General features: G+C 66.3%; 19 protein-coding genes. 9 read left to right on the top strand and 10 right to left on the bottom strand.

The features are described from left to right. Positions 1 to 2: 2 nt before the first annotated feature. Genes uvrA through MCIT9_RS11775 form a run of 3 tightly spaced genes read left to right on the top strand, consistent with a single transcriptional unit; the run spans position 3 to position 4,647 of the window. A complete protein-coding gene (gene uvrA, locus MCIT9_RS11785; protein ID WP_317705073.1) occupies positions 3 to 2,882 on the top strand; it encodes an excinuclease ABC subunit UvrA in 2,880 nt (959 codons plus the stop codon). Beyond that, a complete protein-coding gene (locus tag MCIT9_RS11780; RefSeq protein WP_317705072.1) occupies positions 2,845 to 3,408 on the top strand; it encodes a Uma2 family endonuclease in 564 nt (187 codons plus the stop codon). The genes uvrA and MCIT9_RS11780 overlap by 38 nt, the downstream gene beginning before the upstream one ends. A 27-nt stretch (positions 3,409 to 3,435) precedes the next feature. After that, the gene (locus MCIT9_RS11775) at positions 3,436 to 4,647 is read left to right on the top strand and encodes a glycosyltransferase family protein (protein WP_317705071.1); all 1,212 of its coding nucleotides are present in this window, start codon (positions 3,436 to 3,438) and stop codon (positions 4,645 to 4,647) included. On the opposite strand, the gene MCIT9_RS11770 is transcribed toward MCIT9_RS11775, so the two are convergent. From MCIT9_RS11770 to djlA, 3 genes are read right to left on the bottom strand one after another with little or no spacing between them, the layout of a single operon-like run. Continuing rightward, a complete protein-coding gene (locus MCIT9_RS11770) occupies positions 4,644 to 6,344 on the bottom strand; it encodes an alpha-amylase family glycosyl hydrolase (protein WP_317705070.1) in 1,701 nt (566 codons plus the stop codon). The two genes, MCIT9_RS11775 and MCIT9_RS11770, sit on opposite strands and share 4 nt — an antisense overlap. After that, complete coding sequence (locus tag MCIT9_RS11765; RefSeq protein WP_317705069.1) at positions 6,341 to 6,670, bottom strand: DUF6763 family protein; 330 nt, start codon at positions 6,668 to 6,670, stop codon at positions 6,341 to 6,343. Before MCIT9_RS11765 ends, MCIT9_RS11770 begins: the two co-directional genes overlap by 4 nt. 45 nt (positions 6,671 to 6,715) lie before the next feature. Further along, on the bottom strand, positions 6,716 to 7,552 hold the full coding sequence (gene djlA / locus MCIT9_RS11760; RefSeq protein WP_317705068.1) for a co-chaperone DjlA: 837 nt from the start codon (positions 7,550 to 7,552) through the stop codon (positions 6,716 to 6,718). A gap of 65 nt (positions 7,553 to 7,617) precedes the next feature. Here djlA and MCIT9_RS11755 point away from each other — a divergent pair, with 65 nt between their 5' ends. Continuing rightward, a complete protein-coding gene (locus MCIT9_RS11755; protein ID WP_317705067.1) occupies positions 7,618 to 8,511 on the top strand; it encodes a phosphoribosylaminoimidazolesuccinocarboxamide synthase in 894 nt (297 codons plus the stop codon). On the opposite strand, the gene radC is transcribed toward MCIT9_RS11755, so the two are convergent. Then, on the bottom strand, positions 8,508 to 9,185 hold the full coding sequence (gene radC / locus MCIT9_RS11750) for a RadC family protein (protein ID WP_317705066.1): 678 nt from the start codon (positions 9,183 to 9,185) through the stop codon (positions 8,508 to 8,510). The two genes, MCIT9_RS11755 and radC, sit on opposite strands and share 4 nt — an antisense overlap. 15 nt (positions 9,186 to 9,200) lie before the next feature. Between radC and coaBC the strand changes: the two genes are divergently transcribed. From coaBC to argB, 5 genes are read left to right on the top strand one after another with little or no spacing between them, the layout of a single operon-like run. Further along, entirely contained in the window at positions 9,201 to 10,421 is a 1,221-nt protein-coding gene (coaBC, locus tag MCIT9_RS11745; RefSeq protein WP_317705065.1) for a bifunctional phosphopantothenoylcysteine decarboxylase/phosphopantothenate--cysteine ligase CoaBC, read from the top strand. Further along, the gene (gene dut / locus MCIT9_RS11740) at positions 10,387 to 10,845 is read left to right on the top strand and encodes a dUTP diphosphatase (protein ID WP_317705064.1); all 459 of its coding nucleotides are present in this window, start codon (positions 10,387 to 10,389) and stop codon (positions 10,843 to 10,845) included. The genes coaBC and dut overlap by 35 nt, the downstream gene beginning before the upstream one ends. Before the next feature lie 2 nt (positions 10,846 to 10,847). Beyond that, positions 10,848 to 13,298, top strand: a complete 2,451-nt coding sequence (locus MCIT9_RS11735) for a phosphohexomutase domain-containing protein (protein ID WP_317705063.1) — start codon at positions 10,848 to 10,850, stop codon at positions 13,296 to 13,298. 48 nt (positions 13,299 to 13,346) lie between these two features. After that, a complete protein-coding gene (locus tag MCIT9_RS11730; protein ID WP_317705062.1) occupies positions 13,347 to 14,030 on the top strand; it encodes a zinc ribbon domain-containing protein in 684 nt (227 codons plus the stop codon). After that, positions 14,031 to 14,942, top strand: a complete 912-nt coding sequence (gene argB, locus MCIT9_RS11725) for an acetylglutamate kinase (protein WP_317705061.1) — start codon at positions 14,031 to 14,033, stop codon at positions 14,940 to 14,942. On the opposite strand, the gene MCIT9_RS11720 is transcribed toward argB, so the two are convergent. The 6 genes from MCIT9_RS11720 to MCIT9_RS11695 are packed head-to-tail and all read right to left on the bottom strand — an operon-like array spanning position 14,886 to position 20,507. Further along, complete coding sequence (locus MCIT9_RS11720; protein ID WP_317705060.1) at positions 14,886 to 15,926, bottom strand: DUF4124 domain-containing protein; 1,041 nt, start codon at positions 15,924 to 15,926, stop codon at positions 14,886 to 14,888. The genes argB and MCIT9_RS11720 overlap by 57 nt on opposite strands. A gap of 31 nt (positions 15,927 to 15,957) precedes the next feature. Continuing rightward, positions 15,958 to 16,599 (bottom strand): orotate phosphoribosyltransferase, encoded by a 642-nt coding sequence (pyrE, locus tag MCIT9_RS11715; protein WP_317705059.1) that lies wholly within the window; start codon positions 16,597 to 16,599, stop codon positions 15,958 to 15,960. Positions 16,600 to 16,646: 47 nt separating this feature from the next. Then, positions 16,647 to 17,795 (bottom strand): radical SAM family heme chaperone HemW, encoded by a 1,149-nt coding sequence (hemW, locus tag MCIT9_RS11710; RefSeq protein ID WP_317705058.1) that lies wholly within the window; start codon positions 17,793 to 17,795, stop codon positions 16,647 to 16,649. A gap of 4 nt (positions 17,796 to 17,799) precedes the next feature. After that, the gene (coaE, locus tag MCIT9_RS11705) at positions 17,800 to 18,408 is read right to left on the bottom strand and encodes a dephospho-CoA kinase (protein ID WP_317705057.1); all 609 of its coding nucleotides are present in this window, start codon (positions 18,406 to 18,408) and stop codon (positions 17,800 to 17,802) included. After that, entirely contained in the window at positions 18,409 to 19,275 is an 867-nt protein-coding gene (locus tag MCIT9_RS11700) for a prepilin peptidase (RefSeq protein WP_422880179.1), read from the bottom strand. Then, the gene (locus MCIT9_RS11695) at positions 19,275 to 20,507 is read right to left on the bottom strand and encodes a type II secretion system F family protein (RefSeq protein ID WP_317705056.1); all 1,233 of its coding nucleotides are present in this window, start codon (positions 20,505 to 20,507) and stop codon (positions 19,275 to 19,277) included. Before MCIT9_RS11695 ends, MCIT9_RS11700 begins: the two co-directional genes overlap by 1 nt. Between the last annotated feature and the right edge of the window lies 1 nt (position 20,508).

The raw sequence follows: 20,508 nt of genomic DNA, 5'->3' as shown, positions 1-20,508 counted from the left end.
CGATGGATCACATCCGTATCCGTGGGGCCCGCACCCACAACCTCAGGAACATCGATCTGGATCTGCCGCGCGACAAGCTGATCGTCATCACCGGGCTGTCCGGCTCGGGCAAGTCGTCCCTGGCCTTCGACACCCTCTACGCCGAGGGTCAGCGCCGTTACGTGGAGTCGCTGTCGGCCTACGCGCGCCAGTTTCTGTCGATGATGGAAAAGCCCGATGTGGATCACATCGAGGGGCTGAGTCCGGCGATCTCCATCGAGCAGAAATCCACCTCCCACAACCCCCGTTCCACCGTGGGCACGGTGACGGAAATCTACGATTACCTGCGGCTGCTGTTCGCCCGCGCCGGAACCCCCCGCTGCCCCGAACACGGCATCCCCCTGGAGGCCCAGACCGTCAGCCAGATGGTGGACGCCATCCTCGCCCTGGAGGCGGGAAGCCGCTGGATGCTGCTGGCGCCGGTGGTGCGCGGGCGCAAGGGGGAATACGTGCAGTTGCTGGAGGAGCTGCGCGGCCAGGGGTTCATCCGTGCCCGCATCGACGGTGAGATCTACGACCTGGACGACCCGCCCCGGCTGGATCTGCGCAAAAAGCACACCATCGAGGTGGTGGTGGACCGTTTCCGCATCCGCGCCGATCTGGGCCCGCGGCTGGCCGAGTCCCTGGAAACCGCCCTCAAGCTCACCGGCGGCATCGTTACCGTGGTGAGCATGGACGATCCCTCCCGGGTGCTGACCTTCTCCGACCAGTACGCCTGTCCCGAATGCGGTTACGCCCTGGAGGAACTGGAACCGCGCATCTTCTCCTTCAACAATCCCAAGGGGGCGTGTCCGGCCTGTGACGGTCTCGGGATGCAGCCCTATTTTGATCCCGACAAGATCGTCCCCAATCCCAGGCTGAGCCTGGCCGCGGGGGCGATCCGCGGCTGGGACCGGCGTAACGCCTTCTACTTCGCCCTGTTGCGCTCCCTAGCGGCCCACTACGGCTTCGATCTGGAAGCGCCGTTCGAGCAGTTGCCCGAGGCCGTGCGCCGGGTGATTCTCTACGGCAGCGGCGGGGAGGTGATCGAATTCCGCTACTTCGGCAGCCGCGGCAAGGTCAAGCGCCATCCCTTCGAGGGGGTGATCCCGATCATGGAACGGCGCTACCGGGAAACCGATTCCAACGTGGTACGCGAGGAGCTGGCCAGGTATCTGGCCTCACGGCCCTGTCCCGAGTGCGGCGGCGCCCGGCTGGGGTTGGCGGCGCGCCACGTCTTCGTCGCCGACCGCAGCCTGCCGCAGCTGACTGCCCTGTCGATCCGTGACTGTCTGGCCTTCTTCGAGGCTCTGCGCCTGCCCGGCCGCCGCGGTCGGGTGGCGGAGAAGATCGTCCAGGAGATCCGCACCCGCCTGTCGTTCCTGGTCAACGTCGGCCTCGACTATCTGAGTCTCGACCGCAGTGCCGACACCCTCTCCGGCGGTGAGGCCCAGCGCATCCGCCTGGCGAGCCAGATCGGCGCCGGTTTGGTGGGGGTGATGTACGTCCTCGACGAGCCTTCCATTGGTCTGCACCAGCGCGACAACCAGCGCCTGCTCGACACCCTGATCCAGCTGCGCGATCTGGGCAATACCGTGATCGTGGTGGAGCACGACGAGGACGCCATCCGCGCCGCCGATCACGTGGTGGACATCGGCCCCGGCGCCGGGGCTCACGGGGGGCGGGTGGTGGCGGAAGGCCCGCCCGAGGCCGTCTGCGCCGTGCCCGAGTCCCTCACCGGCCGCTATCTGAGCGGGGCCGAACGCATCGAGGTGCCGCATTCCCTGACCCCTCCCGACCCCAGGCGCCAGCTGGTGGTGCGCGGCGCCCGCGGCAACAATCTCCAGGGCATCGACGTGGCCTTCCCCGTGGGCCTGTTCACCTGCGTCACCGGCGTTTCCGGTTCCGGCAAGTCCACGCTGGTCAACGACACCCTGTATCCGGCGGCGGCCCGCCGCCTCAACGGCGCCGACCTGACCCCGGCGCCCTGCGACGGCATCGACGGCCTCGAGCATCTGGACAAGGTGGTGGACATCGACCAGAGTCCCATCGGCCGCACGCCCCGTTCCAATCCGGCCACCTACACCGGCCTTTTCACCCCCATCCGCGAGTTGTTCGCCGCCACCCCCGAAGCCCGCGCCCGCGGTTACACCCCGGGGCGCTTCAGTTTCAACGTCAGGGGCGGACGCTGCGAGGCCTGCAAGGGGGACGGCGTCATCAAGGTGGAGATGCACTTCCTGCCGGACATCTACGTCCACTGCGACGTCTGCAAGGGGAAGCGCTACAACCGCGAAACCCTGGAGATCCGCTACAAGGGCAAGACCATCCACGAGGTCCTGGAAATGACCGTGGAGGAGGCGCTGGACTTCTTCGACGCGGTGCCGGTCATTGCTCGCAAGCTTCAAACGCTGATGGACGTGGGGCTGGGTTACCTCACCCTGGGGCAGAACGCCGTCACCCTCTCCGGCGGCGAGGCCCAGCGGGTCAAGCTGGCGCGCGAGCTGTCCAAGCGCGACACCGGCCGCACCCTCTACATCCTCGACGAGCCCACCACCGGCCTGCATTTCCACGACATCCGCCAGCTCCTCGCGGTGCTGCACCGCCTGCGCGACCAGGGCAATACCGTGATCGTCATCGAGCACAACCTCGATGTCATCAAGACCGCCGACTGGATCGTCGATCTGGGGCCGGAGGGCGGGGCCGGGGGCGGCCGGGTGATCGCCGCCGGAACGCCGTGGCAGGTGGCGGAAAACCCGGCTTCCCATACCGGCCGTTTTCTCCGTCCCAAACTGTTAGAATGGCGGCAAACGTCTGCGGAGGGGTGCGATGACCGCGGTCAAGCAAGCATCCAGGCCCACGGTTGAGGAATACCTCGACTTCGAGCAGAAAAGCTTCGAGATCAAGCACGAATACCTGGCCGGCGAGATCTGGGCCATGGTGGGCGGCACTGACCGCCACAATCTCGTGGCCTTGAATCTGGCCAGTTTCCTGAAGGCGAAATTGCGCGGCACCCCCTGCCGCACCTTCATGGCGGACATGAAACTGCGCATCGATGCCGCCGATGCTTTCTTCTATCCCGACGTCTTCGTCACCTGCGACCGGCGCGACCGCGACGAGCGCCTCTACAAGCGCCACGCCCTGTTCGTCGCCGAGGTGGTCTCCCCTTCCACCGAGCTTTTCGACCGCGGCCGCAAGTTCCATTGCTACCGCCAGTCGCCCAGTCTGCAGGAATACTGGCTCATCGATCCGAATCGCATCGCGGTGGATGTCTATCGCCGTTTCGGCGACGACTGGCTGCTGCACGGCTACGACGCCGACGACGGGGAGATCCCGCTGGCCGCCCTGGAACTGACCATCGGCGTGGGCGAGCTGTATGAAGACGTGTTGTGACCGGCTGTAAATGCAACGGAGGACTGAATGGGAGATTTCTTTCAGAACGGCGTCGTTACCACCCTGCACCGCCTGTCGGACCGGCCGCTGGAGGCGCTGGAGGAGGAGCTGATCCGCTTTTCCCGCCACCGGCCCATGTCGCTGGTGCTGCCGTCGCTGTATTCGGAGCTGGAAGGGCGGGCGCTGCCGGCGATCCTGGAGGAACTGGCCCGGGTGCCGTATCTGAATGAGATCGTCATCGGTCTCGACCGGGCCGACGAGGACCAGTTCCGCCACGCCCGGGAATTTTTCGGCCGCCTGCCCCAGCATCACCGCATCCTGTGGCATGACGGGCCGCGCCTGCGGGAACTGGACCGGCTTCTCGCCTCCCAGGGGCTGGCGCCCCAGGAGCCGGGCAAGGGGCGCAACGTCTGGTACTGTTACGGCTACGTCATCGCCTCCGGCAAGGCCGACGTCATCGCCCTCCACGATTGCGACATTCTCACCTACAGCCGCGAGATGCCGGCGCGGCTGTTCTATCCGGTGGCCAACCCGGCCCTCAACTACCGTTTCTGCAAGGGCTATTATTACCGCGTCGCCGGCGGCCGCATCCACGGCCGCGTCACCCGCCTGATGCTGACGCCCCTGGTGCGGGCCCTGAAGACCGTCATCGGCCCGCTGGACTATCTGGAATTCCTCGACAGCTTCCGCTATCCCCTGGCGGGGGAGTTCTCCATGCGCGTGGACGTGGTGCGGGAGATCCGCATCCCAAGCGACTGGGGCCTGGAGATCGGGGTGCTGTCGGAAGTCCACCGCAACCACGCCCACAGCCATTTCTGTCAGGTGGAGATCGCCGATGCCTACGATCACAAGCACCAGCCGGTGTCCCAGGACAATCCGGAGGCCGGTCTGGCGAAGATGAGCATGGACATCTGCAAGGCGCTCTACCGCAAACTGGCGACCATGGGCTGCGTCCTCCACCAGGAAACCTTCCGCGCCCTCAAGGCCACCTACTACCGCATCGCCCTGGATTTCGTCGACCGCTACTACAGCGAAGCTCGCATCAACGGCCTGGCCTTCGACCGTCACGCCGAGGAGCAGATGGTGGAACTGTTCGCCCAGCACATCTGGCTCGCCGGCGAACAGTTTCTGGAAAATCCGATGGAAACCCCCTTCATCCCCAGCTGGAACCGGGTGGTGAGCGCCTTGCCCGATTTTCTCGACCGGCTCTACCAGGCGGTCGAGGAGGACAACGCCTAGGCCTGCGCCAGCCAGGCCACCCCATAGGGCGGCAGGGCGATTTCCGCCTCCACCCGTTCGCCGCTCAACAGCTCATGCCACTGGCCGCCGGGCAGCGGGATCAGGCGGGGCTGGGCGGTGACGTTGTGGAGCGCCAGCAGGGTCTGGCTTTGCGTCTGGCGGCGGACGGCGAAGACGGCGGGCCCCAGGTCGAGGACCTGCTGCGGGGCGTCGGGGTGGAAGGCCGGTTGCCGGCGGCGCATTCCGGCCAGACGGCGCAGCTCGGTGAACACCCGGGCCTGGGGGGAGTGGGGATCGGCCAGGCGGGTCTGGAGCGCATTCCAGTCCCATTTGTGACGGTTGATGGCCCGGGGGGCGCCGGTTTGCTCGACGCCTTCGCGGTCGTTTTCGGTGCCCAGTAGGCTGAGGATGTAGAAGGCGGCGATGCCCTGCAGCGCCAGCATGATGGCGTGGGCGCAGCGGTGCCGTTCGACGGCCAGGCCGTCGCGGCCCTTGACGGTACCCTGCATGGCGCTGAACCAGGCGATGTTGAGCTCGTAGGGGGCGCGGCCGCCGTCGGGGGTGGCGCGCCAGGAAACCAGCCCGTCCAGTTCCTGCATCCCGGCCACCAGGCGGTCGATTTCCTCCGACGGGACGATTCCCTCCAGAGGCCGCAGGCCGATGCCGTCGTGGCAGGCGAGGAAGTTGAGGAAGGTGCAGCCCGGAGGCGGCGGTTCCAGATTCGCCGCCCAATGGTTGAGATAGCCGGCATCGCCGGTGTAGAGGGCGTGAAGCACCAGGGGTGGCAGGGGGAATTGATAGACCACGTGCGCCTCGTCCCCCTGACCGAAATAGCGGATGTTCTCGGCGTGGGGGACGTTGGTTTCGGTGATGAGCAGGGTGTCCGGGGCCGCCTGTTCCACCACGTCCCGCAGCAGTTTGACCACCTCGTGGGTTTCCGGCAGATGGATGCAGGGGGTGCCGATCTTCTTCCACAGATAGGCGATGGCGTCGAGGCGGATCAGCCGGGCGCCCTTGCCCAGATAGTACAGGAGGATGTCCAGGTATTCGAACAGGACCTTGGGGTTCTGGAAGTTGACGTCGATCTGGTCCGGGCTGAAGGTGGTCCAGACCCAGCGCGGGCCGCGCACGGTTTCGAAACGGGTCAGCAGTGGGGTGGTGCGGGGGCGGACCACCTGCGACAGGTCGGTGTCGGGATCGACTTCGATGAAATAGTCGCGGCCCGGGTCCAGGTCGCGCAGATAATTCTGGAACCAGGCGTGCCGGCTGGAGACGTGGTTGATGACCAGGTCCGTCATCAGGCGGAAGTCGCGGGCGATGGCCTCCACCTCGGGCCAGTCGCCCAGTGCGGGATTGACCCGCAGATAGTCGATGACCGCAAAGCCGTCGTCGGAGCTGTAGGGGAAGTAGGGCAGGATGTGGACGCTGCTGACCGTGTCGCCCAGATGCGCGGTCAAAAACCGGTGCAGGGTGCGCAGCGGCGTTTCATCCGGCTTGCGGATGCTGTCGCCGTAGGTGATGAGCAGCAGGTCGTGCTCGCGCCACAGCGAGGACGGCGCCGGGTGGGGTTCCGGGGCGAAACCGGCCAGCTTTTCCAGCAGGTGGTCGGTGAGCGCCTCGGCCTGCGCCTCGCCGTAGAGGAACGCCAGGCGTTTGCGGATTCGCTGGCGGTATTCGGAGGGGAAGCGGCCGTTCATTCGCGCTCTTCGTGGAAGGCGTCGTCATCGCCGCGGGCAGGGAAGTCCTCATCTTCCCATTCCTCGCTGCCTTCCTCCAGGCCCATCTCCGAATAGGGAATGTCGTCCGGCTCCACGTCGTCCAGGGGGGCGGCCCAGTCTTCCGGGGGTTCGATGGGCTCCAGGTTCAGCGCCTGCCAGGCGTCGAAGTCCAGTTCGTCGATGTTGCCGTCGTGGTATTGGATTTCGATGGCGCCGGAATCCTCGTCGACGGCGACGACCTCGAATTTCTGATCGGTTTCCAGGTCCAGATACCAGTTGCCGACGATCGGATCGAGTTCGTTCATGGCAGCCTCCGTAATCGAGGGGGGTTCCGCTTAATATAGCACAGCTCAGCGCCGTTGCCGATGGTTGCGGATGATCTCGTAGGCTTCGCGGATCTTCTGGGTTTTTTCGGTGGCGATCCTGACCATCTCCTCCGGCAGCCCCTTGGCCACCAGCTTGTCGGGATGATGCTGGCTCATGAGACGGCGATAGGCTTTCTTGATTTCGGCGTCGCTGGCATCGGGGGAGACGCCGAGCAGGGCGTAGGCGTCGCTCAGGCTGGGCTGCTGGCGCCGGGGGGGCGGACGGTGGCCGTGGCGCTGCTGGTACTGATGCTGGGCGTAAGCCTGGGTAAAACGCAACTGGGCCTCGATGAAGGCGCGCAGGGCCTGGAACTCAAAGCGGGAGAAGCCCAGCCGCTGGCAGATGTGCAGCAGCAGGCGCTCCTCGGTGGGGTGGAGACGGCCGTCGGCGTAGGCGGCCTGGAGCTGGATCTCCAGAAACAGGCGGATCAGCGACGAGCGCCGTCCCACTTCCTGACGGAACTGGTCGAGGGTGGCGTCGAGGGGAAAGTTCGGCGACTTTCCCTCGCGGAACAGGCGGATGGCGGTTTCCCGCAGATGCGGCGGCAGGTCCATGCGGTCCATGATCTGGCGGGCGACGGCGATCTCCTCCTCGGTGACGCGGCCGTCGGCCTTGGCCAGATGGCCCATGACCGAGAAGGTGGCGGTGAAGAAGGCCATCTGGATGCGTTCCTGCTGTCCGGCGTCCATGCGCGGCAGCGATTCGAACTCGCCCAGGCCGCGGTCGAACTGATGGCCGACGACGGCGCCCAGCAGCGCGCCCAGGGGGCCGCCGAGCATGAAACCGAAGGTGCCGCCCAAAACTTTGCCTAACCAGCTCATCGGTGCTTGCAATCTCCAGTAAAATCAGCATTATGACACGTTTGCCCGACCAGGAAAAAACGCCCATGCCCCCCGAGACCCTGTTCGAATCCCATCTCAAATCCCTCAAGCTGCTGGGCCGCGGCAAGGTCCGCGACATCTATGCCATCGACGCCGAGCGTCTGCTGATCGTCACCACCGACCGGCTGTCCGCCTTCGACGTGGTGTTCCCCGATCCGATCCCCCGCAAGGGGCAGGTGCTGACGGCGGTGTCCAGCTTCTGGTTCCGGCGTCTGTCGCACCTGATCCCCAACCATCTGCTCGACGTGCCGCTGGCGGACATTCTCCCGGACGCGGCCGAGCGCGACCAGGTGGAAACCCGGGCGGTGGTGGTGCGCCGCCTGAAGCCGTTGCCGGTGGAGGCCATCGTGCGTGGCTACCTGATCGGTTCCGGCTGGAAGGATTATCAGCGCACCGGCAGCGTCTGCGGCATCGAACTGCCGCCGGGACTGCGCCTGGCCGAGAAGCTGCCCGAGCCCATCTACACCCCTTCCACCAAAGCCGAGATCGGCACCCACGACGAGAACATCGACTTCGAGCGCACCGTCGAACTGCTGGGCCGGGAAACGGCCGAGAAAGTGCGCCAGGTCAGTTTGCGGATCTATACCGAGGCGGCGGCCTACGCCTTGGAGCGCGGCATCATCATCGCCGACACCAAGTTCGAGTTCGGCCTCGACGAGAAGGGCGAACTGTACTGGATCGACGAGGCCCTGACGCCGGATTCCTCCCGTTTCTGGCCGGCGGAGCAGTACCGGGTCGGCGTCAGCCCGCCGAGCTTCGACAAGCAGTTCGTGCGCGATTACGTCGAAGCCATCGGCTGGAACAAACGGCCCCCGGCCCCCAGGTTGCCGCCGGAGATCATCGCCAAGACCGCGGAGAAGTACCGCGAGGCCCAGCGGCGGCTGCTGGGGGAGGGCTAGAGCCAGCCGTGTTCGGCGAAGGAAAAGGTTTCCCCGTCGCCGACCACCACGTGGTCGAGCACGCGGATGTCGAACAGCCCCAGCGCCTGCACCAGACGGGCGGTGATCTGGCGGTCGGCGCCGCTGGGGCTGGGATCGCCGGAAGGGTGGTTGTGGGCGAAGATGACGGCGGCAGCGTTCAGTTCCAGAGCCCGGCGCGCCACCTCGCGGGGATGGACGCTGGCCCCGTCGATGGTGCCGCGGAACAGCGGCTCGTAGGCGATCAGGCGGTGGCGGGTGTCGAGAAACAGGGCGGCGAAGACCTCGTAGGGCTGATCGCGCAGCTGGCGCAGCAGGAAGGCGCGGGTCACCTGCGGCGAGGTCAGGGCTTCGCCCCGCTGCAGGCTCTCGTACAGATGGCGGCGGGCCATCTCCAGCGCCGCCTGCAGTTGCACGTATTTGGCGCTGCCCAGCCCCTTGCAGGCGGTGAAAGTCTTGGCGTCGGCCTGAAGCAGGGCACGCAGGGAGCCGAAGCGGGCCAAGAGTTCGCGGGCCAGGTCCACGGCGGTCTTTCCCGGGATGCCGGTGCGCAGGAAGATCGCCAGCAGTTCGGCGTCGGACAGGGCCTGGGGGCCGCGTTGCAGCAGTTTCTCCCGCGGGCGCTCGCCCTCGGGCCAGTCGCGAATCGTTTTCATAGTTTGCAAGCATAGATGGAATTTCAAACGCTGTCCCGGCGCCGGATCCTGCTCGGCATCAGCGGCGGCATCGCCGCCTACAAGGCCGCCGAGCTGGTGCGGCTGCTGCGGCAGGCCGGCGCCGAGGTCCAGGTGGTGATGACCGAAGCTGCCACCCGCTTCATCACCCCGTTGACCCTGCAGGCCCTGTCGGGGCGGCCGGTGCGGACCGGCCTGTTCGACTCCCGGGCGGAGGCGGCCATGGGGCACATCGAACTGGCGCGCTGGGCCGAACAGGTGGTGATCGCCCCGGCGAGCGCCGATTTTCTGGCTAGACTCAAAGCAGGGATGGCCGATGATCTTTTGGCCACCCTGTGCCTGGCGACCGAAGCGCCCATCGCCGTGGTGCCGGCGATGAACCGGGTCATGTGGCAGCATCCGGCGACCCGGGAAAACATCGCCGTGCTGCGGCAGCGGGGCGTCGAAGTCTGGGGCCCGGCCAGCGGCGGCCAGGCTTGTGGCGAGGAAGGACCGGGACGGATGCTGGAGCCGGCGGAGATTCTCGCCCGTCTCGGCGCCCGCCGCAACGGTGCCCTGGCCGGCAGGCGGGTGTTGATCACCGCCGGCCCGACCCGCGAGGCCATCGATCCGGTGCGTTTCCTCAGCAATCGCAGCTCCGGCAAGATGGGCTACGCTCTGGCCTGGGCCGCCCGGGAGGCCGGGGCCGAGGTGGTGCTGGTGAGCGGCCCGGTGTCTCTGACTCCGCCGGCCGGTGTCGAGGTGGTCGCGGTGGAAAGCGCGGCGCAGATGTATGCCCAGGTAATGGCGCAGGTAACCGACTGCGACGTTTTCATCGGCGCGGCGGCGGTGGCCGATTACACGCCGGTGACGGCGGCGGGGCAGAAGATCAAGAAGCACCGCGACCGGCTGCAGCTGGAACTGGTCAGGACCCCCGACATTCTGGCCGCGGTCGCCGGCCATCGACCGCGCCCTTTCACTGTCGGTTTCGCCGCCGAAACCGAGCGGGTGCGGGAGTACGCCCGTGACAAGCTGGCGCGCAAGGGATTGGATCTGATCGCCGCCAATCCGGTCGGGCCCAGTCAGGGATTCGACCGGGACGACAACACCCTGTGGGTATTGTGGCCCGGCGGGGAACGGGATTTGGGCACGGCCTCCAAGCGGGAGCTGGCCCGGCGACTGATAACCTTGATCGGCGAACGTTATGGACAAGAAAATTCAACTGAAAATTCTCGATGACCGTCTGGGGCGGGAGATCCCCCTGCCGCACTACGCCACCGAGGGGGCGGCCGGGCTGGATCTGCGGGCCTGTCTGCAGGCGCCGCTGACCCTGGCACCCGGGGAAACTGCCTTGATCCCCACTGGGCTGGCCATTCATATCGGCGATCCCTCCCTGGCAGCGGTGCTGCTGCCCCGTTCCGGCCTCGGCCACAGGCACGGCATCGTCCTCGGCAATCTCGTGGGGCTGATCGATTCCGACTATCAGGGCGAAGTGATGGTGTCGTGCTGGAACCGGGGTTCCGAGCCCTTCACCATCGAGGTGGGAGAGCGCATCGCCCAGATGGTGTTCGTGCCGGTGGTGCAGGTGGCGTTCGAAACCGTCACCGACTTTCCCCCCAGCCGGCGCGGTGGCGGCGGTTTCGGGCACACCGGGCGGCACTGACCATGAGTCTGGCACGCTGGTTGATCGTCCTCCTCGTCGTCGCCGTGCTGGCGCTGACGCTGGCGGTGGGCGGGGTGTATGTCCTCTCCTGGCGCCAGGCCCAGGAAGATCGGGCATCGCACTGGGCCGCCTACGCCAAGGCGGTTGCCGCCCAAGTCGGCGCCCGGGCCGAGGGCATGCAGCAGCTGGTCGATGCCCTGGCGCGCGATCCCCGCTGGGAAACCGAACTAGTCCAGCAGCCCTGGGAGGCCATCGAAGTCCGGTTGCAGCGGATGCTCCCGGACGCCCTGTGGGTGCGTCTGCTTCCCGCCGGCAGCGATGCCGGCCAGGGCGCGCTCAGTTTCGCCGATCTGGACCTGGCCCAGCGGGCCGTGAGCGCCACCCCACCATTGGCGATGCACGGTCTCGGCACTCCAGAGCGGCATCTGGCCCTCGCCCGCGCGATCCGCAGCGGCGACCAGGTGTTGGCGGTGCTGCTGGTGGCGCTGGACCCGAAATGGCTGCAGCGCGCTCTGACACCGCCGCCTGCCGGCGCCTACGCCCTGATGCAAGGCCAAGCGATGCTGGCGTTTCGGGGTGATATTGCGCTCAAAGCTATGAAGCCAGGCAGCCGGTTTCCGGTGGTGGGGACGGAATGGGAGGTTGTTTACTGGCCTGTCTGGACAGCTCCAAATCCGGTTTACGCGCTGGCTTTCTGGGGTGTGGCGATGGCGGTCATTGCATTGATCGGCTATTTGGGATGGCGCTGGATCACCCGATCGTTACAAGCGGATGTGGACATACTACTGCGTTTCATCGACGACTGGCGTTTGGGGAAACGGCAGGAGTTCTATCCGCTCAAGGCTAAAGAACTGCAGCCATTGATCGACCGATTGCTGCTTTTGTCGCCTCCCGTCGACCGTGTGGAGCTCAAGGAGGAAGATGAGGCGTTGCGTCGGGAAGTCGAGCGAAAAACGCAAACCAATTCCACTACCGGAGAGGCAAGTGCAGACAGTACCGGATCCGGGGATGTGGCGGTGTCCGAGACCACCATCCACGTTCCCGCAAAGCGTGTTTTCCAACCCTGCGACCTCAGGGCGCCGTTTGCGGAACTGCCGGTGGAGGCATTTCAGGCCCTTGGCCAGGCGATCGGCACCGAAATCCAGGCCCAGGGCGAGCAGGCCGTGGTGGTGGGGCGGGACCGGCGTGAGGGCAGCGAGGCGCTGGCTGCCGCCCTCATCGAGGGGTTGCGCGCCAGCGGCCGGGATGTCATCGACCTCGATGCCGTTCCCGCTCCCCTGGTCCACTTCGGCTGTCATTATCTCAACGTCCGTTCCGGCCTGGTGGTCACGGGCGGGAGCTGCCCCCTGGAATACGGCGGCCTCAAGCTGACCATCGCCGGGGAGAGATGGTCCGGCAAGCGTCTTGCGGAACTGCGGCAGCGTCTGGCGGAAGGACAGTTCGCCAGCGGGATGGGACAGGTGGAAAGCCGTGACCTGCTGGCCGACTACATCGGCGCGGTGATGGACGACGTCCAGCTCGGGCGGCCGCTCAAGGTCATCGTCGATCTCGGTATCGGCACCGTCGGCGAGACGGTGACCGCCCTGTTGCGCACCCTGGGGTGCGAGGTGGAGGAAATCCGCAGCGAGGGACTGTTCGACCCGGCCCGACAGGGCGCGCTTGCGGCGCTGGGACAGCGGGTGGCGGCCGACGCGGAGGCCGAACTGGGGCTGGCGTTCGATGCCGACGGTGACCGACTGGCGGTGGTTGACGCCCGGGGGCGCTGGGTGCCCGCCGACCGGGTGCTGATGCTGCTGGCGGGGGACGTGTTGTCGCGGGAGCCGGGCAGCGATATCGTGGTCGACACCGAGTGCAGCCGCCATGCCTCCCGCTACGTGGTTCAGCACGGCGGCCGGCCGGTGACGGCATCGCCCCTGCCGTGCCGGCTGCAGGCCAAGCTGCAGGAAAGCGGGGCGGCGCTGGGGGGCGGCTTCAGCGGCCATCTGTGGTTCCGGGAACGCTGGATCGGCAGCGACGACGCCATCTATGGCGCTGCCCGGCTGGTGGAAGTGCTCTCGGCCGATCCCCTGGCTTCGGACGAGCTCTTCGCCGAACTGTCCCAGAGCGTCGTCAGTCCTTATCTGGAGACCCCGTTGGAATCGCTGGAGGAAACCGAGCGCACGCTGAAGCTGCTCCAGCAGACGGCGGACAGGTGCTTCGATGATGCCAAGGTCGATGCCAGTTTCGGGGTGCGCATCGATTTCGCCAGCGGCTGGGGGGCGGTGCGGGCGGCCTATGCCCGGCCGGCGCTGCAATTCCGTTTCGAGGCCGACGATACCGTGGCGCTGGAACGCATCCAGGGACGTTTCCGGGATTGGTTCGAAACCATCGAACTGGCGCTGCCGTTGCCATTTGACCAAATTGCGCCGCGCAAGCCCCCGCCTTCAGGCGTGGGGATAAGCGGCGCTCTGTAGCGGGTGTATACTATCGCTATGTCCAAGCGCAGCCAATCGCCCTCGTTCGTGTTGGAACTGCCCCTTCGGGTCGATGGAGCGGCGGATCGCACGTTGAAGGCCCGCTTCGAGGCGGCCCGGCAGGTGTACAACGCCTGCCTGGGGGAAACCCTGCGGCGGCTGGACCGGATGCAGTCCTCCGAGGATTGGCAGGCGTTGTTCAGCTACCGGGCGCTGCAGAAGCGGTATGGCCGCAGCATCCGCGACCGGGCGCCGTCCATGTTTCTGAACCTGCTGAACCGCAAGGCTGAAAGTGCTGTCGGGAAGCTGGTGGAATTTCCGACCCGCACCACCTGTTTGAGCCAGGTGTGCCACTGCGGGTCGAGGCATAAAAAGCCCCTCTCCCAACGCATCCATGCCTGTGGGTGTGGCGTGGTGATGCAACGCGATTTGTACAGCGCGTTTCTGGCCCGCTGCGTTGAGGGAGAGGACCTCCACGTGGGGCTGGCACGTAAACGCTGGCCGGCTGCGGAACCGCTCCTCCGGGCGGCGTGGAGGCAGGCAACCTGCAATGGCAGGGGCAAGGTTCCTGCCACCTTCGGGGCTTTTCGGAGGCGGAGCGGGTCGTCCGGGGAAGGTGGGACAGCCAAAGCCGAGGCTTCCATTCCCGGAAGGGATGGAAGAGAGGCGGCGGTGGTTCCCGCCAGAACCCCCGCCTTTAGGCGTGGGGAGGTTCAGCAGGGAGAAAAGTGAATGGAAAGCCAGAAACCGTTATCCGAACGCTACGCCGATCAGATCGCCCACGTTCTGATCGAGGCGCTGCCCTACATCCGCCGTTTCCGGGGCAAGACCCTGGTCATCAAGTACGGCGGCAACGCGATGGTGGACGACGCCCTCAAGCACAGCTTCGCCCGCGATGTGGTGCTGCTGAAGCTGGTGGGCATCAATCCGGTGGTGGTGCACGGCGGCGGGCCGCAGATCGGCCACCTGCTCGAGCGCCTGGGAAAAACCAGCCGTTTCGTCGCGGGCATGCGGGTGACCGACCGGGAGACCATGGACGTGGTGGAAATGGTCCTCGGCGGTCTGGTCAACAAGGAGATTGTCAACCTGCTCAACCAGCACGGCGGTCATGCCGTCGGCCTGACCGGCAAGGATGGCGGCCTGATCCGGGCGCGCAAGATCGTGCTGAAGCCCAGGGATCCTGCGGTGGATGCCTCGGAGATCATCGATCTGGGACACGTCGGTGAGGTGGAAAGCATCGACCCTGCCGTGGTGGACATGCTCGTCCACGGTGATTTCATTCCGGTCATCGCCCCCATCGGGGTGGGGGAGGACGGGGTGTCCTACAACATCAACGCCGATCTGGTGGCGGGCAAGCTCGCCCAGGTGCTGCAGGCGGAAAAGCTGATTCTGTTGACCAACACCCGCGGGGTGCTGGGCAAGGACGGGGAACTGCTGACCGGTCTGACCGCCGCGGAGGTGGAGAAGCTGATCGCCGACGGCACCATTTCCGGCGGCATGATTCCCAAGATCCGCTGCGCCCTGGACGCCATCGCCGGCGGCGTGCGCAGCGTCCACATCATCGACGGCCGGATCGAGCACGCGGTGCTACTGGAGCTTTTCACCGACCGGGGTATCGGCACCCTGCTGGGAGGAAAGGCTTAGGCCCGCTTCGATGAAGGGCGGAAATTCCGCCCGCAGCTGTCTGACCTTGTCGCTGTGGCACAGCGCCTGGCCGACGCTGGAGAGTTTGCAGCGCACGTCCAAAAACAGCGTATCCTTTTCCTTGCCGCGGATACGGGCGACGGTCAGGGCGATGTCGTCGTCCTGGCGGGGATCCTGGGTGTGGATGATGGCGGGGCTGCTGATGAAGATGGGCGTGGTGGCGTGGGTCTGTACGTAGATGCGCGCCAGCTGCCAGGCCCGCTCGCAGTCGATGCGGGGCCGGCAGGCGGCGATGCTGAGGATGACCCGCTGCTTGGCCGAAGGCTGGCTGTCGGGGCGGGTGGTGGCCACCGCATCGGCCTGGAAGTGCCGGCGCAGGCGGCGGAAGCGCTCCAGATCCTGGGTGAACTTGCGTTCCAGGGTTTCGCGGCTTTTTCTCTCGCTGGCGATCTTTTCCTCCGTCAAGCGGATCTGCTGCCGGATCGCCGCGATTTCCCCGGCCAGCGCCTTGGGAACCTTGCGGCCGTCGCGTTCGATTTGCGCCGCTTTGTGGATCTTCTGCTGCAGCAGGGCATCGAGGCGCCTGCGGTTGGTCTTCAGGACCCGGATGCGGGCGTCGATGGTGTTCAGCTGTCCCTGACGCGCCAGCTGCAGATCTTCCTCGCTGCGATAGGTGCGCAGCAGGGCACGGTCGCGGGCCAGCTGTTCCTCCAGCAGCCGTTTTTCCTCCCGGCGCAGCCGGGCGAGGTGGGCTTCGCGGGCCAGCTCCTCGGGGGTTTTGGGTTTGTCGACGACCTCGAGTTTGCGCAGCTGCTGCTTGTCGTAGATGATGCGCCGCTGGCGGGCCGCCTCTGCCGGCACCGTGTCGGAATAGTGAACCTTGCCGTGCGCGTCCACCCAACGGTAGAGCCTGGCGCCGTCTTTTTCGCCGAAGGCGGGCGCGGCCAATGCGATACCGAGGAAGAGCAGGGCGATACGATACATAACTTTAAGCGTAGACCTTTCCCGCGGCCGATCAAGCGCCGTAGTCGCGGCGGTAGGCGCGGATGGCTTCCAGCTCCGCCTGGAAACGCCCGCTTTCGGCCAGCCAGGCGATGACGTCATTCATGGTGACGATGGCCTGCACCGGCAGGCCGTAGTCCCGTTCGATGGCGGCGATGGCGGACAGGCCGTCGTCGGTCCGCTCCTGGCGGTCGAGGGCGATCAGCACCCCGCAGGGTTCGGCGCCGGCCCGGCGGATGATTTCCACCGATTCGCGCACCGAGGTGCCGGCGGTGATGACGTCGTCGACGATCAATACCCGGCCCTGGAGCGGGGCGCCCACGATGAGCCCGCCCTCGCCGTGGTCCTTGGCCTCCTTGCGGTTGAAGGCGTAAGGGTAGTCCTTGTCGTAGCGCTGGGCGAGGGCGATGGCGGTGGCGCAGGCGAGGGGAATGCCCTTGTAGGCCGGTCCGTACAGCATGTCGCAGCTCAGGGGGCTGTTTTCCAGGGCGTCGGCGTAGAAACCGCCGAGCTGGCGCAGGCGTTCGCCGCTGTTGAACAGGCCGGCGTTGAAGAAGTAGGGGCTGATCCGCCCGGACTTGAGCTGGAAGCGGCCGAAGCGCAGGGCCCCGGCGTGGATGGCGAATTCGATGAACTGGCGTTGATAGGGGTACATCGGTGATGCGGATCGGGTTGAGGGAAGCCTATCTTACCGCGTATCGCTCAGGTGGTGAGACGGGTCAGCACGGTGTCGAGAAAATTCCAGCCCGTGGCGCTGCAGCGGAACGTGTCGCCATCGCCTTCGAGCAGGCCCTGTTCCTGCAGGGGCGCCAATGCCGGCGCCAGGTGGGAGAAGGGCAGGCCGGTGCGGGCTTCGAATTCGCCGCGGCGAAAGCCCTCCCGCAGCCGCAGGGCGTTCATCAGAAACTCCAGCGGCCGCTCGGTGGGGGCGATGTCCTGCCGGCCGCCGAGGCGGGCGGGGGTCCCGGACTTCTCCAGGTAATGCCGCGGGTGACGGATCTTATGGCTGCGGACGATCCGGTTTTCGGCGGCGAAGGTCAGCTTGGCGTGGGCCCCGGCGCCGATGCCGAGATAGTCGCCGAAGCGCCAGTAGTTGAGGTTGTGGCGGCAGCGCTGGCCCGGGCGGGCGTAGGCGGAAATTTCGTAGCGCTCAAAGCCTGCCCGGGCCAGACGTTCCAAGCCGGCCGTCTGCATCGCCCACAGGCGGTCGTCGTCGGGCAGCGGCGGGGGATACTTGGCGAACAGAGTGTTGGGTTCCAAAGTCAGCTGATACCACGACAGATGGGTCGGCTCCAGAGCGAGGGCGGTGTCGAGATCGTGGCGCGCGTCGGCCAGCGTCTGTCCGGGGAGGCCGAACATCAGGTCGAGGTTGATGCGTTCGAATCCCGCCCGCCGGGCGGTCTCCACCGCCTGGACGGCCTCTGCGGCCGTGTGGATCCGTCCTAGGCGCCGGAGTTTGTCGTCCTGGAAGGACTGGACGCCCAGTGACAGCCGGTTGATGCCAAGCGCCCGGAAGGCCTCGAATTTGGCGCTTTCCACCGTGCCGGGGTTGGCCTCGAGGGTGATCTCGATGTCGTCGGCCCAGGGCAGCCGGGCCCGGATGCCCGCCAGCAGGCGGGAGAAGGATTCCGGGGAGAACAGGCTGGGGGTGCCGCCGCCGAAGAAAATGGCGATCAACGGCCGCGCCCCGAGGGTTTCAAGGTCCTGGTCCAGATCGGCCAGCAGGGCCTCGACGTAGGCGCGCTCCGGCAATTCCCCGGCTACGGCGTGGGAGTTGAAATCGCAGTAGGGGCATTTGCGCACGCACCAGGGGAGGTGGACATACAGGCTCAGGGGCGGGGTCTGCAGCATGTCTTCAGGGATCGTCGCGTTCCGCGCTGAGACGCAGATACAGGCGGTGGAGTTCCGCCACCTGGCGCGCCAGATGGGCCAGATCCCGGTCGTTGACGATGACGTCGTCGGCGACAGCCAGCCTTTCGAGGCGGCCGGCCTGGCTGGCCAGGATCCGGCGGATCAGCGCCTCGTCCCAGCCGTCGCGGTGTCTGACCCGTTCGATCTGGAGGGCTTCGGGGCAGTCCACCACCAGAACCCGGTCGACCCGCCCCCGGGCGCCGGTTTCCACCAGCAGGGGGATGGCGATGACCACGTAAGGGGCTTTGAGCGCCTGCAGGCGGCGTTCCAGTTCCGAGAAGATGCGGGGGTGGAGGATGGCCTCCAGGCGGGCCTTGGCGGCAGGATCGCTGAAGACGAGCTCGCGCAGGCGGGCCCGGTCCAGCCGGCCGTCTGCGGTCAGGATCCTGGGGCCGAAGGCATCGACCAGGGCGCCCAGGGCCGGACGGCCCGGCCGCACCAGGTCACGGGCGATCTCGTCGGTGTCGATGACAGGAACGCCGTGACGTTGGAACAGCCGGGCCACGGTGCTCTTGCCGCTGCCGATGCCGCCGGTCAGGACAATCTTCAGCATTCAGGCGATGCCGGTCAGGTGCAGATACCACTGGGTCAGTTCCCGGCCCCAGAGCAGGGCGATCCAGCCGGCCACCGCCAGATAGGGGCCGAAGGGAATGGGCTGGCCGCGGTCCCGCCCCTGCAGCAGGATCAGGGCGATGCCGGCGATCGCGCCCACCAGGGAGGAGATCAGGATGATCAGGGGCAGCATCTGCCAGCCGAGCCAGGCGCCGAAGACGGCCAGCAGCTTGAAGTCTCCATACCCCATGCCCTCCTTGCCCGTGAGCAGGCGGAAGACCTGATACACGCTCCACAGGACCAGGTAACCGGCCGCAGCGCCAATGACTCCCGAACGCAGGTCGGTGAACAGACCGGCGACGTTGAGGAGCAGTCCCAGCCACAACAGCGGCAGGGTGATGGCGTCGGGGAGCAGCTGGTGGTCGATGTCGATGGCGCTGAGGGCGACGAGACTCCAGGTCAGCACCAGTCCCCACAGGGTCTGGAACGAGACGCCGAAACGCCAGGCGACCGCCAGGGACACCAGGGCGGTCAACAACTCGACCACGGGATAACGCAGGGAGATCGGCGCCCGGCACTGGCTGCAGCGTCCCCGCAGCAGCAGCCAGCTGAGCAGGGGGATGTTCTCCCAGGCGCGGATGGGATGGCCGCAGTGGGGGCAGTGGGAAGCCGGCCGGACCAGATCGAAGCGCTCCGTGACCGGCTCTTCCTGAAGGCCGAGAAAGGCCCGGCATTCCTGGCGCCAGCGCCGTTCCAGCATCACCGGCAGGCGGTGGATGACCACGTTGAGGAAACTGCCCACCAGCAGGCCGAGAACGAACACGGCGCCGTAGAACAGGGCCGGCACCTGCTGCAGCAGCGCCAGCATCAGACGACGGATCCCAGTTTGAAGATCGGCAGGTACATGGCGACCACCAGGCCGCCGACGACGATTCCGAGGAAGGCCATGATCATCGGTTCCATCAGGCTGCTGAGGTTGTCGACGGCATTGTCCACTTCTTCTTCGTAAAAGTCAGCCACTTTCGACAGCATGCTGTCGATGGAGCCGGATTCCTCGCCGATGGCGACCATCTGCACCACCATGTGGGGGAACAGATTGGTCTGGCGCATCGCCTGCTGCAGCTGCTGGCCGGTGGCGACCTGCTCGCGGATCTCCAGGATGGCGTCGCTGTAAACGGCGTTGCCGGCGGCCCCGGCCACCGACTCCAGCGCCTCCACCAACGGTACGCCGGCGGCCGACATGGTAGCCAGGGTGCGGGCGAAGCGGGCGATGGCGGACTTGTGCAGGATCTGCGGGCCGATGATGGGGATTCTCAGGAACATCCGGTCCAGGAAATGGCGGAAGGCCTGGGAGCGTTTGTAGACGTAGTTGAAACCGAAGACGGCGGCGACCAGGGCCCCGAGCAGGTAGTACCAGTTGGCCTGCATGAAGCGGGACATTTCGATCACCAACTGAGTGAAGGCGGGCAGATCGGCGCCGAAGCCCTTGAACAGCTCCTCGAACTGCGGCACCACGAAGATCAGCAGGATGGCGGTGACGATGCAGGCGACCACCACCACCGCGGCCGGATAGGTCAGGGCCTTTTTCACCTTGGCCTTGAGGGATTCGGTCTTTTCCTTGTAGGTGGCGATCTTGTCCAGCAGGGTTTCCAGCACCCCGGCCCGTTCCCCGGCTTCCACCAGGTTGCAGAACAGGTCGTCGAAGTAGAGGGGATGTTTTCGCAGGGCTTCGGTCAGGGTGCTGCCGGCCTCGATGTCGGCCTTGATCCCCAGCAGCAGTTCCTGCATGCTGGGATTTTCATGGCCGCGGCCGACGATGTCGAAGGCCTGCACCAGCGGCACCCCGGCGGCGAGCATGGTGGCCAGCTGGCGGCTGAAGACGGCGATGTCCTTGGTGGTGATCTTCTTCTTGCGGGCGCCGAACAGGGGTTTGGGTTTCTTCCTGACCTTGACCGGCTTGATGCCCTGCTGGCGCAGCTGGGCTTTGACCAGGGTCTCGCTCTTGCCGGGCTGCTCGCCCTTGACGCGCTTGCCGCTTTTGTCGAGCCCCTCCCAGGTGAAAATCTCCAGGGTTTCCTTTGTGGGTGCTTTGGCTGCCATG

This window comes from Methylomarinovum caldicuralii, from assembly GCF_033126985.1.
Classification (GTDB): Bacteria; Pseudomonadota; Gammaproteobacteria; order Methylococcales; family Methylothermaceae; genus Methylohalobius; species Methylohalobius caldicuralii.
Note: the sequence above shows the minus strand (reverse complement) of the source record. Positions and strands in the feature narration are given on the sequence as shown.

What these genes read in the sequence shown, in the direction of transcription:
- MCIT9_RS11780 (WP_317705072.1), top strand. Translation starts at nt 2,845, where the DNA reads ATGACCGCGGTCAAGCAAGCATCCAGGCCCACGGTTGAGGAATACCTC.
- djlA (WP_317705068.1), bottom strand. Translation starts at nt 7,552, where the DNA reads ATGAGCTGGTTAGGCAAAGTTTTGGGCGGCACCTTCGGTTTCATGCTC.
- dut (WP_317705064.1), top strand. Translation starts at nt 10,387, where the DNA reads ATGGACAAGAAAATTCAACTGAAAATTCTCGATGACCGTCTGGGGCGG.
- MCIT9_RS11700 (WP_422880179.1), bottom strand. Translation starts at nt 19,275, where the DNA reads ATGCTGGCGCTGCTGCAGCAGGTGCCGGCCCTGTTCTACGGCGCCGTG.
- coaBC (WP_317705065.1), top strand. Translation starts at nt 9,201, where the DNA reads ATGGAATTTCAAACGCTGTCCCGGCGCCGGATCCTGCTCGGCATCAGC.
- pyrE (WP_317705059.1), bottom strand. Translation starts at nt 16,599, where the DNA reads ATGTACCCCTATCAACGCCAGTTCATCGAATTCGCCATCCACGCCGGG.
- MCIT9_RS11735 (WP_317705063.1), top strand. Translation starts at nt 10,848, where the DNA reads ATGAGTCTGGCACGCTGGTTGATCGTCCTCCTCGTCGTCGCCGTGCTG.
- coaE (WP_317705057.1), bottom strand. Translation starts at nt 18,408, where the DNA reads ATGCTGAAGATTGTCCTGACCGGCGGCATCGGCAGCGGCAAGAGCACC.
- hemW (WP_317705058.1), bottom strand. Translation starts at nt 17,795, where the DNA reads ATGCTGCAGACCCCGCCCCTGAGCCTGTATGTCCACCTCCCCTGGTGC.
- MCIT9_RS11765 (WP_317705069.1), bottom strand. Translation starts at nt 6,670, where the DNA reads ATGAACGAACTCGATCCGATCGTCGGCAACTGGTATCTGGACCTGGAA.
- MCIT9_RS11755 (WP_317705067.1), top strand. Translation starts at nt 7,618, where the DNA reads ATGCCCCCCGAGACCCTGTTCGAATCCCATCTCAAATCCCTCAAGCTG.
- argB (WP_317705061.1), top strand. Translation starts at nt 14,031, where the DNA reads ATGGAAAGCCAGAAACCGTTATCCGAACGCTACGCCGATCAGATCGCC.
- MCIT9_RS11695 (WP_317705056.1), bottom strand. Translation starts at nt 20,507, where the DNA reads ATGGCAGCCAAAGCACCCACAAAGGAAACCCTGGAGATTTTCACCTGG.
- MCIT9_RS11775 (WP_317705071.1), top strand. Translation starts at nt 3,436, where the DNA reads ATGGGAGATTTCTTTCAGAACGGCGTCGTTACCACCCTGCACCGCCTG.
- MCIT9_RS11770 (WP_317705070.1), bottom strand. Translation starts at nt 6,344, where the DNA reads ATGAACGGCCGCTTCCCCTCCGAATACCGCCAGCGAATCCGCAAACGC.
- MCIT9_RS11720 (WP_317705060.1), bottom strand. Translation starts at nt 15,926, where the DNA reads ATGTATCGTATCGCCCTGCTCTTCCTCGGTATCGCATTGGCCGCGCCC.
- radC (WP_317705066.1), bottom strand. Translation starts at nt 9,185, where the DNA reads ATGAAAACGATTCGCGACTGGCCCGAGGGCGAGCGCCCGCGGGAGAAA.
- uvrA (WP_317705073.1), top strand. Translation starts at nt 3, where the DNA reads ATGGATCACATCCGTATCCGTGGGGCCCGCACCCACAACCTCAGGAAC.